The organism is Posidoniimonas polymericola (assembly GCF_007859935.1).
GTDB classification, from domain to species: Bacteria; Planctomycetota; Planctomycetia; order Pirellulales; family Lacipirellulaceae; genus Posidoniimonas; species Posidoniimonas polymericola.
In genome coordinates this window covers 230,838-244,784 of the sequence record NZ_SJPO01000003.1, presented here as the reverse complement: position 1 = coordinate 244,784, position 13,947 = coordinate 230,838, and the positions used below count along the sequence as shown (strand labels likewise).

The following is a 13,947-nucleotide window of genomic DNA, read 5'->3' as shown; positions in this document are numbered from 1 at the left end:
GGCAGACGCCGCCGGCTCTTGGATTGGTTTGGCGCGCGGCTAGTTCCGCTGCATCTCCTCGAGCCGCTCGCCCGCCTCGCCGCGGACAAACTGGGCGACCCGTTTGTCCTGACACTCCATGATCTCGTCCGGCGTGCCGTCGAACAAGATCTGCGGCTCGTCGTCCTCCAGCCGGGCGACCGGGTACAGCATCACGATCCGGTCGGCCACCTTGCGGGCGCTGTGCATGTCGTGCGTCACGACGATGCTGGTCACGTGGCGGCGGTGCTTGGTGCGGAGGATCAGCTCGTTGATGACGTCACTCATGATCGGGTCGAGGCCCGTGGTCGGCTCGTCGTACAGCAGCACTTCGGGCGAGTTGGCCAGCGCCCGGGCGAGGCCGACGCGTTTGCGCATGCCGCCAGACAGCTCGGCCGGCTTCTTGAGCATCACGCTGGCCGGCAGGCCGACCTCGGCGAGCCGCTCGGCGACCAGCTCGTAGGCCTCCTCGCGGTCCATGCGGTGCTGGTCCCGCAGCGGGAACGCGACGTTGTCCGCGATCGACATGCTGTCGAACAGCGCGGCGTTCTGGAACACGAAGCCCAGCCGCCGCCGCAGGTGGGTGATCTTGCGCTCGCCGAGCTTGGCGATCGGCTCGCCCTCGAAGGTCACGACCCCGTCGGTCGGGTTGACCAGCCGGATGAGGGTCTTGAGCAGCACGGTCTTGCCGCAGCCGCTCTCGCCGATCACGGCGAGGGTCTCGCCCGGGGCGGCGGCCACGGTCACGTGGCGCAGCACGGTCTGGTGGCCGAAGGTCACGGTGACGTCCGTGGCGGCGATCTTGGGGACCTGCTCGGGCCCTGCCGGGGCGACCATCAGAGCGCCTCCTCGGGCCAGACCAGGAAGTAGACCTTGTCGAGCATGATGCTCAACCCGAGGTCCATCACCAGGATCACGACGAACGACTGCACGAACGCGATGGTCGACGCGCGGCCGACGCCCTCGGCGCCCGGGTCGCAGTTGAAGCCGCGGTAGCAGCTGATGATGGCGATCGCTCCGCCGAAGAAGAAGCTCTTGATGACGCCGTACCAGACGTCCCACGCGCCGGCCGCCTCGTTGGCGTTGTTGAAGTAGAAGAACGAGTCGACGTCGTAGATGTAGATGCAGTAGTAGGCCCCGCCCGCCACGCCCATCAGCATCGCCATGATCGTGAGCGCGGGGATCATCAGCAGACACGCCAGCAGCCGCGGCACCACCAGGTACCGCAGCGGGTTGGCGCCGAGCGACTCGAGCGCGTCGATCTGCTCGGTGACGCGCATCGTGCCGAGCTCCGCCGCGATCGAGCTGCCGATCCGACCGGCCAGCATCGTGGCCGCCAGCACCGGACCAAGCTCGCGGTACATCGACAGGTTGATCATCGCGCCGAGGCGCGTCTCCATCCCGAAGGTGCGGAACTGGTAGTACGCCTGCACCGCCAGCACCATGCCGATGAAGGTCCCCGTCAGGGCGACCACCGGCAGGCTCCGCACGCCGATCTGGTACAGGCTGATCAGCAGGGTCTCGGCGTTGGGCAGCCGGGTGAACGTCCAGCCGACGGTCCGGGCGCCGAACAGCACGATGTCGCCGACGCTCTCGATCGTGCTCAGCACGACGTCGCCCAGGTCGATCAGCGACTCACGCACGCCCTGGAGGATCCCGGGCGGTCGCGGGGCGGCGGCTTCTCTCTCGGCGGTCGACATCCATGGCTCCGGTAAAGTCGCGGCGCGCAGCGGCGCCCGTCACACTCTATCGACTTTGACGGTTGCGCGGCTTGAGAAATCCCTGCGGGCCCACCAACGCTAGCAGGGCATGCGACGCAGTCGCCTGCTCGGCCCGCCTTGGCGGCCTCAGTTGAACAGCACCAACGCCCACGCGTAAGCGACCGCCAGGTACAGCAGCACCCGCACCGTGCGGGCGTTGGTCAGCAGCCGCAGCACGCGGCGGAAGACCTCCGGGTGCTCACGCCAAACCCAGTGCAGGTCCGGCACGACCAGCCAGCCGGTGAGCGCCAGCAACACAATCAGCCAGCCGACGTGGGTCACCAGCGACAGCAGCGGCGCCGCCACCAGCACGCCGAGCACAAACACGATGGCGATCACCACCAGCCCGCGGGAGGTGAACCACCACGGTCGCCGCGGCTCGGTCGGCTTGTCGGCTTCAGTGGTCACTCGGTTCCTTCCGCAGCCGATCGGCGATGACGGTCAGGGTGTAGAGGACGCCGGCGGCCAAGATCACCGAGAGCGGAGTGACGAGCACACCCACAAACGTGAAGAACACCGCCACCCCAGGGCCGAAGGAGCCATACCCATAGCGGCCCAGTCCCAGCTGGCTGTACTGCATGATCGCCATCGCCAGCGCCGCCGCGCCGCCAACGACCCCGGCAAACATCATCACCACCGAGAACCGCCTGAGCCCGATGAGCATCAGCTCAGCGCGGTAGTCGCCCGGCCGCGGCCCCGGGCGGCGGCGGGCCGCCTGATGGAACTCGTTGTGCGGCTCGTCGAGCACCGGCACGGTTGTGGCGTTGTAGTCCGGCGGGGGTTCAAACGTGGTCAGCGGCGTGCCGACAAACAGCATCGGGACGACCCCCCAGCAGAAGAACAGCGTGACGACGCCCATCCAGGTGGCGCCGGGCGAGAAGGCCGCCAGCTCACGCACCCAGGCGTACACAAACAACGCGACGAACAGCGTCACGATGTTCCACCGCCACCACGGGCGGCGCCATCGCTTGACCGGCGGAGCGGCCGGGCCGTCGTCGGCGTCGTCGAAGGGACTGCTCGGTTCAGCCATGGACGCGCCCGCGGAGGAGGCTCGGCCGCCGGCCCCGGCGGCCGGCGTTCTCCCTGCGAGTATACAAAGAAACACGCCGGGGCGAGCAATCGCCCCGGCGTGTTGTTCGCCGTGAAGTGGTCGGCCTTGGGCCTATTCTTCCGAAGATTCCTCGGCCTCGCCGCCGGCGGCGGCGCCGACCGGCTCGGCCTCATCCTCGTGCTTGGTAGTCTGGCCCTCGAAGACCAGCTGCTTTTTGTCGCCGACCAGCTTGACCTCGACCTTGATGTTGTCCTTGCCGACGAACTCGCCCTTGAGCAGCTCCTCGGACAGCGGGTCCTCGATGCACGACTCGATCGCCCGGCGGAGCGGACGCGCGCCGTAGTCGGTGTTGGAGCCCTTCTTGATGACGAACTCCTTCGCCTCTTCGGTGAGCTGCAGGGTCAGGCCCTTGTCCTCCAGGCGGTGGCGGACCTTGGCCAGCTCCAGGTCGACAACCTCCTTGAGGTCCTCGCCGTTGAGGTGACGGAAGACGATGACATCGTTGACGCGGTTGATGAACTCGGGACGGAAAACCTTCTCGATCTCGTCCATCACGCGGGTCTTCATGGCGTCGTAGCTGGCGTCGTTGTCGGGCTTCTGGAAGCCGAACGCGGACTCGTTCTTGATCGCCTCGGCCCCGGCGTTGGTCGTCATGATGACGATCGTGTTCCGGAAGTCGACACTGCGGCCGAACGAGTCGGTCAGGCGACCCTCCTCCATTAGCTGCAGCAGCATGTTGAAGACCTCGGGGTGGGCCTTCTCGATCTCGTCGAGCAGCACGACCGCGTACGGGCGGCGACGGATCTGCTCGGTGAGCTGACCCCCTTCCTCGTAGCCGACGTACCCGGGGGGCGCCCCGATCAGGCGGCTGACGTTGTGCTTCTCCATGTACTCGGACATGTCGATCTGGATGAGGGCGTCCTCATCGCCGAACATGAACTCGGCCAGGGCCTTGGCCAACAGCGTCTTGCCGACGCCGGTCGGGCCGGCGAACACAAAGGTGCCGGTCGGCCGCTTCGGGTCCTGCAGGCCGGAGCGGCTGCGCCGCACCGCCTTGGCGATCGCGTGGATCGCCTCGTGCTGGCTGATGACCTTCTTGTGCAGCTCGTCCTCCATCTTCATGAGCCGCAGGCTGTCCTCGGTGCTCATGCGGGTGAGCGGGATGCCGGTCATCTTGCTGACCACCTCGGCGATGACGTCCTCGTCGACGACGCCGCCGTTCTCGCGCGACTTCTCGCGCCACTCCTTGGTGATCTGCGTCTTCTTCTTCTTGAGCTTGTCGGCCTGGTCACGCAGAGCGGCGGCCTTCTCGAAGTCCTGGCTGGCGACCGCCTCTTCCTTGTCGCGGTTGAGCTGCTCGACCTCTTCGTCCAGCTCCTTCAGGTTTGGCGGCTTGCTCATCGACTTCAGACGCACGCGGGCGCCGGCCTCGTCGATGACGTCGATCGCCTTGTCCGGCAGGCAGCGGCCGGTGATGTAGCGGTCCGACAGCTCGACCGCCGACTCGACGGCGTCGTCGGTGATCTGGACGCGGTGGTGCTCCTCGTAGCGGTCGCGGAGGCCGCGGAGGATCTCCTTGGTGTCGTCGGGGGTGGTCGGCTCGACCATCACCTCCTGGAACCGGCGGGCGAGCGCCGAGTCCTTCTCGATGTACTTGCGGTACTCGTCGAGCGTGGTGGCGCCGATGCACTGGATCTCGCCGCGGGCGAGGGCCGGCTTCAGCACGTTGGACGCGTCGATCGCGCCCTCGGCGCCGCCGGCACCGACCAGCGTGTGCAGCTCGTCGATAAACAGGATGGTGTTCTTCGCCCGGCGGACCTCGTTCATGACCGCCTTGATGCGCTCTTCGAACTGGCCGCGGTACTTGGTGCCGGCGACCATCATCGCCAGGTCGAGCACGACAATGCGGCGCTCGAGCAGCAGCTCCGGCACGTTGCCGTCGATCACGCGTTGGGCGAAGCCCTCGACGATGGCCGTCTTGCCGACGCCCGCCTCGCCGAGCAGCACGGGGTTGTTCTTGGTCCGGCGGCAGAGCACCTGGATCGCCCGCTCGATTTCCTTCTCGCGACCAATCACCGGGTCGAGCTTCCTCTGCTTGGCGAGCTCGGTCAGGTCGCGGCCGAAGCTGTCGAGCGCCGGGGTGCGGCTGTTGCGCTTCTTGCCGCCGCCCTCGCGGCCCTCTTCGCCCTCTTCCTCGCCGGGGGCTCCGCCGCGTCCGCCGCGCTCGCTCTCGCCGCCCTCGATGCCGTGGCCGAGCAGGTTGAGGACCTCCTCGCGGACCTCGTCGAGCTTCAGGCCGAGGTTCATCAGCACCTGAGCCGCCACGCCCTCCTGCTCGCGCAGCAGGCCAAGCAGGATGTGCTCGGTGCCGACGTAGTTGTGGTTGAGGTTGCGGGCCTCTTCCATCGAGTACTCGATGACCTTCTTCGCCCGGGGGGTCTGGGGCAGCTTGCCCATGGTGACCATGTCGGGGCCGCTCTGGACGAGCTTCTCAACCTCCAGGCGGATCTTGCGGAGGTCGACGTCCAGGTTCTTCAGCACGTTGGCCGCGACGCCGCTCCCCTCTTTGATCAGGCCGAGCAGCACGTGTTCCGTGCCGATGTATTCGTGATTGAAACGCTGGGCCTCTTGGTTGGCCAGCTGCATCACCTTGCGGGCGCGATCGGTGAAGCGTTCGTACATGGCGTCTCTCCGTTGTGTCTGTTCTCGAGGTCCGTCGCCGAGGGCGGCGGCGGCGGCTGCCCCGCAGGGCGACGTGGGTCGCGACGCGGCGAGGCGGCGTCGCTAATGGGCGTTAGTTTTAGGTGACTGTCTTTTCGGCTCTACGGAATTCTAGGCGGCTGGAGACGATAGAGCTATCCGAGCTCGCCAATCTGGGGGATTTATGCGGCCGGTCGAGGGGCCTCGTCTTGTTGTGCGGGCTCGTCCGTTGATTCCAGGCGGGCGATCTCTCGATCGACCTCAAATCGCCAGCGGTCGGCCTGCTCCTTAGTGCTTAATCGTCGTAACCGTCGCAACGCGTCGACCGGACGGCCCATCAGGCGGTGGGTGTCGGCCAGCAGCAGCTGCGCTTCGGTGTCCTCGGGGTCTCGTTTGAGCAGCTGCCGCAACGAACGCTCGGCGTCGGACCACTCGGCCCGCAGGTAGTGCCGCTGCGCCAGACGCAGCAGGGCGTCGGAGCGTCGGTTATCCGCCGGGTCGATCGACTCCAGGTCGGGGTCGGCGGCAAGCTGCTCCGCCGTTTCCCGCTGCATGGCCAAGCGTCTTAGCTCGCCACGGGTTTCAATCAACGCGGCGACCCAGAGCAGTGCCACCGAGGCGCCGCACGCCAATTGCACCCGCGGCGCCAGCCACTGCGGCCACACAACAGTCGCCAGTATCAAAACATTCAGCAGCACCGTAAAGGCTACCGCTAGAGCCAGGCCGGCCATCGAGCCGCTGACCCACAAGTGCGGGAGCCCCGGCCACAGGTAGGCCAACCAGTGGGCTCGGCGTCGGCGGGACGGCTTGCTCATGTGGTCGAACTCCCAGTAGCGGTAGCGTGCGTTGCAAATCGCGGGGCCAAACGAGCCTCAGCCGGGCTCCCAGACACGGGGGAATCCCAGCAAGCCTTGCACTGACAACGGTTTAGAGCAGTTAGCATAATGCGTATTTCGCTGCGGGGCAGACCACGCTGTGGCGAGAGAAAATACGCGGTTTGGCAGGTACGCGCCCTTTTCGCTGCCAACCAAGCGGAAGATAACGGAGGGTGTCGATCCCGGCGAGATCGCTTCGCACCGCCGCCACCCCCTAAACCCCGCCAAGCCCCTAGATGAACTCCAGCACCGCAAGTTTCTTGCTCCGCTCCGGCTTCACGGTGCTGAGTGTCGTCGTGGCCGGCATCGCGGTTACCCAGTGGCTGGGCCTCACGCTGCGGCAGTCGCTGCTGATCTCGCTCCCGATTGCGTTCTTCACCAGCAGCCTGATCACGCTGTGGGCGATGGCCAAGGCCGGCTCGCGTGGCAATCAAACCTGGCAGCTGTTGGCGATGCTGGCCATCGAGCTGCTGCTGGTGCCGATCGCCTCGGCCGCGGCAGTGGCCGCCTACTTCATCGACAGGCAGTAGCCCACATGGACGCCGCCACGCTGAGGATCTTGGACGCTTCGCTCAACCGCGCCGCCGAGGGGCTGCGGGTGGTAGAGGATTATTCGCGATTCGTGCTGGACGATGGACACCTGTCGAAATCCGCCAAACAACTGCGGCACGACCTCAACGCGCTCGCCCAGAGCTGCCTGCCGCACGAATGGCTGCACGCCGCCCGCGACACACCGGGCGATGTCGGCGCCACGATCACGACCGACGCCGAGCGCACCAGGGCGACCCCCTGGGACGTCTGCGCCGCCAGCCTAAAGCGGGTCGAGCAGTCGCTCCGCAGCATCGAGGAGTACGGCAAACTAATCGACGGCCGCCTGGTCGCCGGCGCCGAGCAGCTCCGCTACCGCACCTACACCCTGGAGAAGGCGCTCGACACGCTCCGCGGCTGCGGCGCGCGGCTGACCGATTGCCGCCTCTGCGTGCTGATCGACGGCGGGCCGGACGGCGAACGGTTTAAACGCTTAGTCGACATACTGGTCGCCGCCGGCGTCGGGATGCTGCAGCTGCGCGACAAGCAACTCGAAAGCCGCGCGCTGCTCGACCGGGCCCGCGCGCTCGTCCAGGCGACCCGCGGCACGCCGACCCTCGCCCTCATCAACGACCGCGCCGACATCGCCGCCGCCGCCGCGGCCGACGGCGTCCACCTCGGGCAAGAAGACCTGACGGTCGCCGACGCGCGGCGGATCCTCGGCGCCGAAGCCCTGATCGGCGTGTCGACCCACAACTTAGCGCAGGCCCGACAAGCCGTGCTCGACGGCGCCAGCTACCTCGGCGCGGGGCCCACGTTCGAATCGAAGACGAAGAGCTTCGAGTCGTTTGCCGGGCTCGACTACCTGGGCGAGGTCTCCACGGAGGTGAGCCTGCCGACGTTCGCCATTGGGGGAATCACGGTAGAGAACCTGCCGAAGGTCGTAGCGACCGGCGCGAAACGCATTGCGGTCGCCTCGGCGGTCACTGCGGCGGCCGATCCGGCTGCGGCGGCTCGGGGATTGATGGCTGGGCTTGTGGCTGGGGACTGAATCGCTGGGTTGGGGAGCAGGGTAGCAGCCCCACGACTGCCGCTTTCAGTGACCGCTTGATGGACGCAGGACGATGAAGCCGGCGTAGATTCAGGGGTTCCGGAAATGACAGAGGTGAGTTCCCCCGCGGGCAGTTGGCTGGAGCCCTGCAGACCCTGCTGGATCCGCTTTCGCCTGCTACTTCGTTGATTCTGCCTAACTCGACGACTCCCGCTTCGCGTTGCAGCAAAGCTTGCCGCCGGTTGCGTTTGCGGCGACAATTGGGCTGCTTGAATAATGGCTTAGGCAGATTCGTTTCTGTCCATTTATCGTTAGGTGCCGGGGATGACATACGACGAAGACGATCCAGAAAGCTACGACTTCCGCGACGACTCAGAATCGGACACCACCGAAGTCGATGAGGTTGTACAGCGGCTGCGTGACACGCTCACGCATGACATGGCAACCAAGGCTTATCGAATCCGCTTCGATAAAGAGCCTGAAGACGCCGAACTTGAAGAGTTCATGGACGAACTTGTCAACGAGCATTACAACGCGGGTCTGGACGAATGGACCGACGAATACCTTTTACTACGACTGAGGCACCTAACCACCGGCTGCAGTTGACCGGCTGCGCCCGCGATATGATGTTGTTGTTGGTCTGTAGCCCGCTCTCCGCGGGCGGCCGGCAACTGAGCCGAATTACGTTATCGGGGGGACTTGTCGGGCTCCGAAACTGCTGTCGGTGCTCATCACCTCAGCCGCCATGGCGAGGCTCTACTACGCATCGGCGTGAAACTCCTGAGCGTCTTGTGGCGCCGAGCACCACTGCAGCTCGTCTGGCGGTGCGAACTCGGCTCCCGCTTCCCACTGCCAGCAAGCTGGACAGTGCCACCGACAAACAGGGCTGTCGGCCGACGGTCGCTGCTCCCCAGTAAAGAGCTCGACACGCTGCCCAGTAGCCGATGGATTACATCCATCGGAGGCCGCGGGGAGGAGTTCGCCTCGTGGATCGCCTCAACACCGGGGTCGTCCGACGGATGTAATCCGTCGGCTAGGGCAGATTGGCTTCGCCCCAGTACAAGCCCGACGCGCCGTGTGGCAGCGACTTTCGTTCGCACCGCGGCCGGCCAGCAGGTGGACTCATTCGAACGACAGTCGGTGGGCGTCAGCACAGGAGGCATTGCGGCCTCGAAGTACGCTTGCGGCGTGTTCGCCTCTTGTCGCAAGCGACACCGACTTTCGCCCGGTCGTAACCTGTCGGCTGGCGAACGTCCTCGCGGGCGAAAGTCGCTGCCACACGCTGGCAGGGCTCGCTGGTGGATACCTCCTGCCCGGGTGCCGGGGGCGCTCCGCGGTAGCGGAAGCCCCCGACGGCCAGCCAGCCGCGGAGGGGACATCGTCGGGGGCTTCCCTGCGGGAGCGCCCCCGGCACGCGGCCATAGGATGGCTCGATGTACTCCGTTTCTTTGTAGAAAAGGCGTAGCGAGCGCGGTCCAATAGAAGATTCGACCAAACGATTTGGGGGGCGACCCCCTCGGGAATAGCCACCGGCGGAAGCCGGCGGTTTGGGGGGCGGCTGCGCGCTCGCGGAAACGGTCCGTGCTCGCGGGCTGCCTGCTCGCTTCCGCCAGCGGTTGCTGCGCCAACCAAGCCGAGGAAACGTTGGCGCGGGGACAAAACTGGTGGGGCCACACACGAGAGGGCCAGGTGCGCTGGGGGGTTTTGTCCCCTCCGCTCGATTTTTGGGACCAAACCCAGCGGGTTGGTTCGCCGGCGGGGATGCGTTGGAGGCTGCTATAGCCGTCTCAAATGAGCTCGCTAGCGGAGGTAGTCAGAGGAACCCGGGAATAGTGGTGGACAAAACCCGCCGGGACAGAACCGCTCCGGCTGGCTTCCGGCGAGGCGTAGCTCGCCGGCTAATGGCCCGCCGACCTGATGCTGCTATCGGCCGCCTGTTATCCTACTGGTTCGTTCTCAATCTCCCCTCATAGCTACCCCTCTCATGCTTCACGCGATCATCATGGCCGGAGGATCCGGCACCCGCTTCTGGCCCGCCAGCCGTGCGGACTCCCCCAAGCAGATGCTCAAGCTGGTCGGTGACCAGACCATGATCCGCCAGACCAGCAGCCGCTTCGGCGACCTGATCCCGCCCGAGCGGCGGATGGTGGTCACCAACCGGCGGCTGGTCGACGGCGTGCGGGAACAGCTGCCGGAGCTGGCCGAGGGCGCCGTGGTGGGCGAGCCGTGCAAGCGGGACACCGCGCCGTGCATCGGGCTGGCTGCCCTGCTGGTCACCCGCGTCGCCGGCGACCCCGACGCCACGATGCTGGTCTGCCCGGCCGACCACGTCATCCCCGACAGCGCCGCGTTCCAGGCCGCAGTAAAGCAGGCCGACAAGCTGATCGCCGAGAGCCCGGGCCGGATCGTGACCTTCGGCATCAAGCCGACCTACCCGGCGGAGATCTTTGGCTACATCCAGCGGAGTGAATCGCTAAAGGCCGCCGGCGCGCCGGCGTACCAGGTCGCCCGGTTTGTCGAGAAGCCTAATGGTAACACCGCCGCCGAGTACCTCGAGTCGGGCGACTTCTACTGGAACAGCGGCATCTTCGTCTGGAGGGCGGCGACTATCCTCGACGCGTTGCGTGAGCGGCAGCCGGCGATGCTCGAGCACCTGGAGCTGATCGTCGACGCCTGGAACACGCCCGACCGCGACGCCTTGTTCGACCAGGAGTTTACCGCCATCGAGGGGATCAGCATCGACTACGCCGTGATGGAGCACGCGACGGACGTCGCCGTGATCGAGGCGCCCTTCGAGTGGGACGACCTCGGCGGCTGGCAGTCGCTCACCCGGCGGCTGGGCGAGGACGAGAACGGCAACACGATTGTCGGCAAGCACCTGGGCTTCAACACCGAGGGCTCGATCGTGCGTTCGAGCGACGACCACCTGATCGTGACGCTCGGCCTGAAGGACTGCATCGTCGTGCACACGGCGGACGCCACGCTGGTCGCCAGCAAGCACGACGAGGAGAGCATCCGCAAGGTGGTGAAGGAGCTCGAGGCGCGGGGCTGGAGCGAACATCTGTGAGCAAAGGGGAAAGCGGAAAGTGGAAAGGGGAAGAGGGTGGCGCGGAGCCTTCCCCGCCGGCGCCACCGTTTCCGGACTCAAACCGCGTCGCGGGGATCGACTACGGCACGGTGCGCATCGGCATTGCGATCGGCGACCTCGAGGTCTCGATGGCGTCGCCCTACGAGAACTACAACCGCCGCAGCGAGCGGCTCGACGCGCAGTACTTCAAGCAGCTCGCTAACGAAGAGCGGCTGGCGAGGTGGGTCGTGGGGCTGCCAGTGCACCTCAACGGCGACGAGAGCCAAAAGAGCCTTGAGGCCCGGCAGTTCGGCCGCTGGCTCATCGAATTGACCGGCGTGCCGGTCGATTACTTCGACGAGCGCTACACCTCGGCCCACGCCGAGGAGATCCTGCAGGCGGCCAACCTGACCAAGAAGAAACGCCAGGCACGGCTCGACGCGCTCGCGGCGCAGATCATGCTGACTGCGTACCTGGAGTCGGGCGGAAGCGGCGACGACAACCCGGGGTCGATTGGCTAGGTGAGTCGGCCGCGTGGCGCCCCCGTTTGCCCCACCACTGGCGCCATTGCAGGCCAAACGCGACGGCTTCGTACACGGGGCCGAGACAGTTAGTTTTCATTCTCAGGGGCAAATACGAGCGTGTCACGGCTCCGTGGCCGGCAGAGATCTCTAGCGGCAGACCTGGGCGGAAAAGCGGTTTATCGCAAACCCATACCTCGGGCTTCCGCACCCATGCAGGGGCGTGCGCAACTCGGTGAAAACGCTACGCAAATCCGTGCCAGCGACTAGCGATTGGTTGTTATTTTGGGACCTGTACGGACAGAGCATGGGCGGAAGGGATCTACCCCAGCGTTGCGGCTTGCCGCCTGGCATGATCTCGACGGCATCATTGATTGACCAGGATAAGACTTAATGACTTGTGCAAGATGTTCGGTCGCGGGGGCGATCCTTCTGCTGCTCGGGGCCTCGACCCCAGCCCTGGCGGTCCCCTACGCTTCTCAGGTGATCAACACGAGCGGCAACACCTGGGAATTCGTTCTCAATGAAGCGGCGGACTCGATCACCGTTCTGCGGGATTCGGGCAACGCGGTCACTCTGACCAGCCCAACCGCCGGTCGACACACGTTCGACATGACCGGCTTCAGCGACTTCCAGATCCAGGTCGCGAAGGACGCCGCCGAAGGTTGGACCGAGCTGAGCGACGAGTCGAACCTGCACACCTACTACCAGCGTCCCACCGGTGTGGTCGTCAACCAGGACGCGTCGAGCCCGTACTTCGGCACGGTGTATGTCTCTCATCCTCAGGTGTTTCAAAACCCGCCAACGCTGCAGCTCTATCCCCGCTCGATGGGGGACGGCATCTACTCGCTTTCGGCGAATCTTATTGGAGTCGACTTGGCCAATGGCTTCGCGGCCCAAACCGACCCCGATGATATCAGCCTAGCCAAGGTCCCCAGCAATTGGACGGTCGATCAAAACGGCGGGTCTTCGCCGTGGCAGATCGCCCTCGACGAGGCGGGCAACCTGATCGCGTCGGACTACTCGAACGAGAGCGGCGGCATCAAGTACTCGTCGCCGGACCTGGTTAATGGAGGCCTGGTGCTTGCGTACGAGACCGGGGACCGCGAAGCGGGCCTCCCGCTAGCCGACGGCGGCGCCGAACTGCATGGCTCGATCCAGTCCAAGCCTTCGGTGACCGGCGTGGTCGGTCAGAACCTGAAGGTCTGGGCGATTGACGAAGACCTCGACATCGACGGCAACACATTCGAACCAGTAGACCCCTGCCCAACCTGCGGCTCGCAAGACGGCTACAGCATCTGGCGGTGGGACGTCGAGGACGCCACCAGCTACACCGGCGACCCGGTGCTAGAGATCGCGTCGACGCCGCTCGATACGGGCGAGGTGCTCTGGTACGACGACGGAAACCTGGACGGGATTGTCAAGGACGCCCACTACGAGCCGCAGTTCGACAAGTTCTACCTGACCCAGTCGCGGACGCACGGGAACGAGTCGGGGCTGATTATTGTTTCCGCCGACGGTGTGGACGGGCTTACTCCGACGGTGGAGTGGGCGTCGAAGCAGTGGTCGATCGACAACGGCCTCGACGGCAATGACTCGACGCACATCCAGGAAAACCCGGAAGATTTGTCTCGCGGAGAAGGCGTCCAGGACATTTTCCGCGCCGTTGGCTCGATCACCATTTCGCCCGACGGCACGAAGATGTACGTGCACCGTGGGCAACAGTTCTCGCCAAGCGACACCCCGGAGGATGGCGACAACCCGGTGCTGGGCTCCGAGAGCGATTACGCTGGCAGTATCTTGGTCATCCCGCTCGACGAGGACGGGCTGCCGGTCATCGAGATCGACGACAACGGCACCCCTGGCGACACCTCCGACGACCGCATCACCAACTTTGAATCGATCACGATCGCCGGGCAGTCGGCCCGCGACCGCATCGCGCGTGTGTCACTCGACGCGGCCGGCAACGTGTACAGCCTGAGCGAGGTCTCGCACCGGCTGCAGGTCTTCAGCCCCGGCGGCAACACGCTGGCCGTCACGACCTCGGACGGCTTGTTCAGCCTCGTCGATCCGGGCGCAGGTCTGGCCGGCGACTACAATAGCGACGGCGTTGTCGACGCGGCGGACTACACCCTCTGGCGGGACGGCGACCTCTCTGCCGATGGCGACGGCAGCGGCGTGGTCGACTCCGAAGACTACAACATCTGGGTCGCCAACTACGGCGCCTCGACCGCGGCCCCCGGCGCCGGCGTGACCACGCCAGAGCCCACCGCGATTGCGATGCTCCTAGTGGCGACGCTGCCCGGCCTGAGGCGGCGTCGCTAAGCGTTCACCTTTTGCAGGCGTACTACTTCTGTTTTTCATGCTTTGGGAGAG

12 protein-coding genes are annotated in these 13,947 nt (G+C 65.8%); 6 read left to right on the top strand and 6 right to left on the bottom strand.

The features are described 5' to 3' along the window. Nucleotides 1–39: 39 nt before the first annotated feature. The 6 genes from Pla123a_RS07735 to Pla123a_RS07710 form a co-directional block, all read right to left on the bottom strand. Nucleotides 40–855, bottom strand: a complete 816-nt coding sequence (locus Pla123a_RS07735; protein WP_146585560.1) for an ABC transporter ATP-binding protein — start codon at nucleotides 853–855, stop codon at nucleotides 40–42. Further along, the gene (locus Pla123a_RS07730; protein ID WP_146585558.1) at nucleotides 855–1,718 is read right to left on the bottom strand and encodes an MlaE family ABC transporter permease; all 864 of its coding nucleotides are present in this window, start codon (nucleotides 1,716–1,718) and stop codon (nucleotides 855–857) included. Before Pla123a_RS07730 ends, Pla123a_RS07735 begins: the two co-directional genes overlap by 1 nt. A 147-nt stretch (nucleotides 1,719–1,865) precedes the next feature. Further along, entirely contained in the window at nucleotides 1,866–2,186 is a 321-nt protein-coding gene (locus Pla123a_RS07725; RefSeq protein ID WP_146585556.1) for a hypothetical protein, read from the bottom strand. Further along, the gene (locus Pla123a_RS07720) at nucleotides 2,176–2,808 is read right to left on the bottom strand and encodes a hypothetical protein (protein WP_146585554.1); all 633 of its coding nucleotides are present in this window, start codon (nucleotides 2,806–2,808) and stop codon (nucleotides 2,176–2,178) included. Before Pla123a_RS07720 ends, Pla123a_RS07725 begins: the two co-directional genes overlap by 11 nt. A gap of 132 nt (nucleotides 2,809–2,940) precedes the next feature. Further along, nucleotides 2,941–5,511: an ATP-dependent Clp protease ATP-binding subunit gene (locus tag Pla123a_RS07715; protein ID WP_146585552.1), complete on the bottom strand. Its 2,571-nt coding sequence runs from the start codon at nucleotides 5,509–5,511 to the stop codon at nucleotides 2,941–2,943. A gap of 200 nt (nucleotides 5,512–5,711) precedes the next feature. Then, nucleotides 5,712–6,344, bottom strand: a complete 633-nt coding sequence (locus Pla123a_RS07710; protein WP_146585550.1) for a tetratricopeptide repeat protein — start codon at nucleotides 6,342–6,344, stop codon at nucleotides 5,712–5,714. A 296-nt stretch (nucleotides 6,345–6,640) separates the two neighbouring features. Between Pla123a_RS07710 and Pla123a_RS07705 the strand changes: the two genes are divergently transcribed. The 6 genes from Pla123a_RS07705 (at nucleotide 6,641) to Pla123a_RS07680 (ending at nucleotide 13,896) form a co-directional block, all read left to right on the top strand. Further along, nucleotides 6,641–6,934, top strand: coding sequence for a hypothetical protein (locus tag Pla123a_RS07705; RefSeq protein ID WP_146585548.1), 294 nt, complete (start codon nucleotides 6,641–6,643; stop codon nucleotides 6,932–6,934). 5 nt (nucleotides 6,935–6,939) lie between these two features. Further along, nucleotides 6,940–7,983, top strand: coding sequence for a thiamine phosphate synthase (locus Pla123a_RS07700; protein WP_146585546.1), 1,044 nt, complete (start codon nucleotides 6,940–6,942; stop codon nucleotides 7,981–7,983). A gap of 324 nt (nucleotides 7,984–8,307) precedes the next feature. Next, nucleotides 8,308–8,589, top strand: a complete 282-nt coding sequence (locus tag Pla123a_RS07695) for a hypothetical protein (protein WP_146585544.1) — start codon at nucleotides 8,308–8,310, stop codon at nucleotides 8,587–8,589. 1,378 nt (nucleotides 8,590–9,967) lie between these two features. Further along, nucleotides 9,968–11,050, top strand: a complete 1,083-nt coding sequence (locus tag Pla123a_RS07690; RefSeq protein WP_146585542.1) for a mannose-1-phosphate guanylyltransferase — start codon at nucleotides 9,968–9,970, stop codon at nucleotides 11,048–11,050. Further along, entirely contained in the window at nucleotides 11,047–11,571 is a 525-nt protein-coding gene (ruvX, locus tag Pla123a_RS07685) for a Holliday junction resolvase RuvX (protein ID WP_146585540.1), read from the top strand. The genes Pla123a_RS07690 and ruvX overlap by 4 nt, the downstream gene beginning before the upstream one ends. Before the next feature lie 393 nt (nucleotides 11,572–11,964). Then, nucleotides 11,965–13,896: a hypothetical protein gene (locus tag Pla123a_RS07680; protein ID WP_146585538.1), complete on the top strand. Its 1,932-nt coding sequence runs from the start codon at nucleotides 11,965–11,967 to the stop codon at nucleotides 13,894–13,896. The last annotated feature ends 51 nt before the right edge of the window (nucleotides 13,897–13,947 follow it).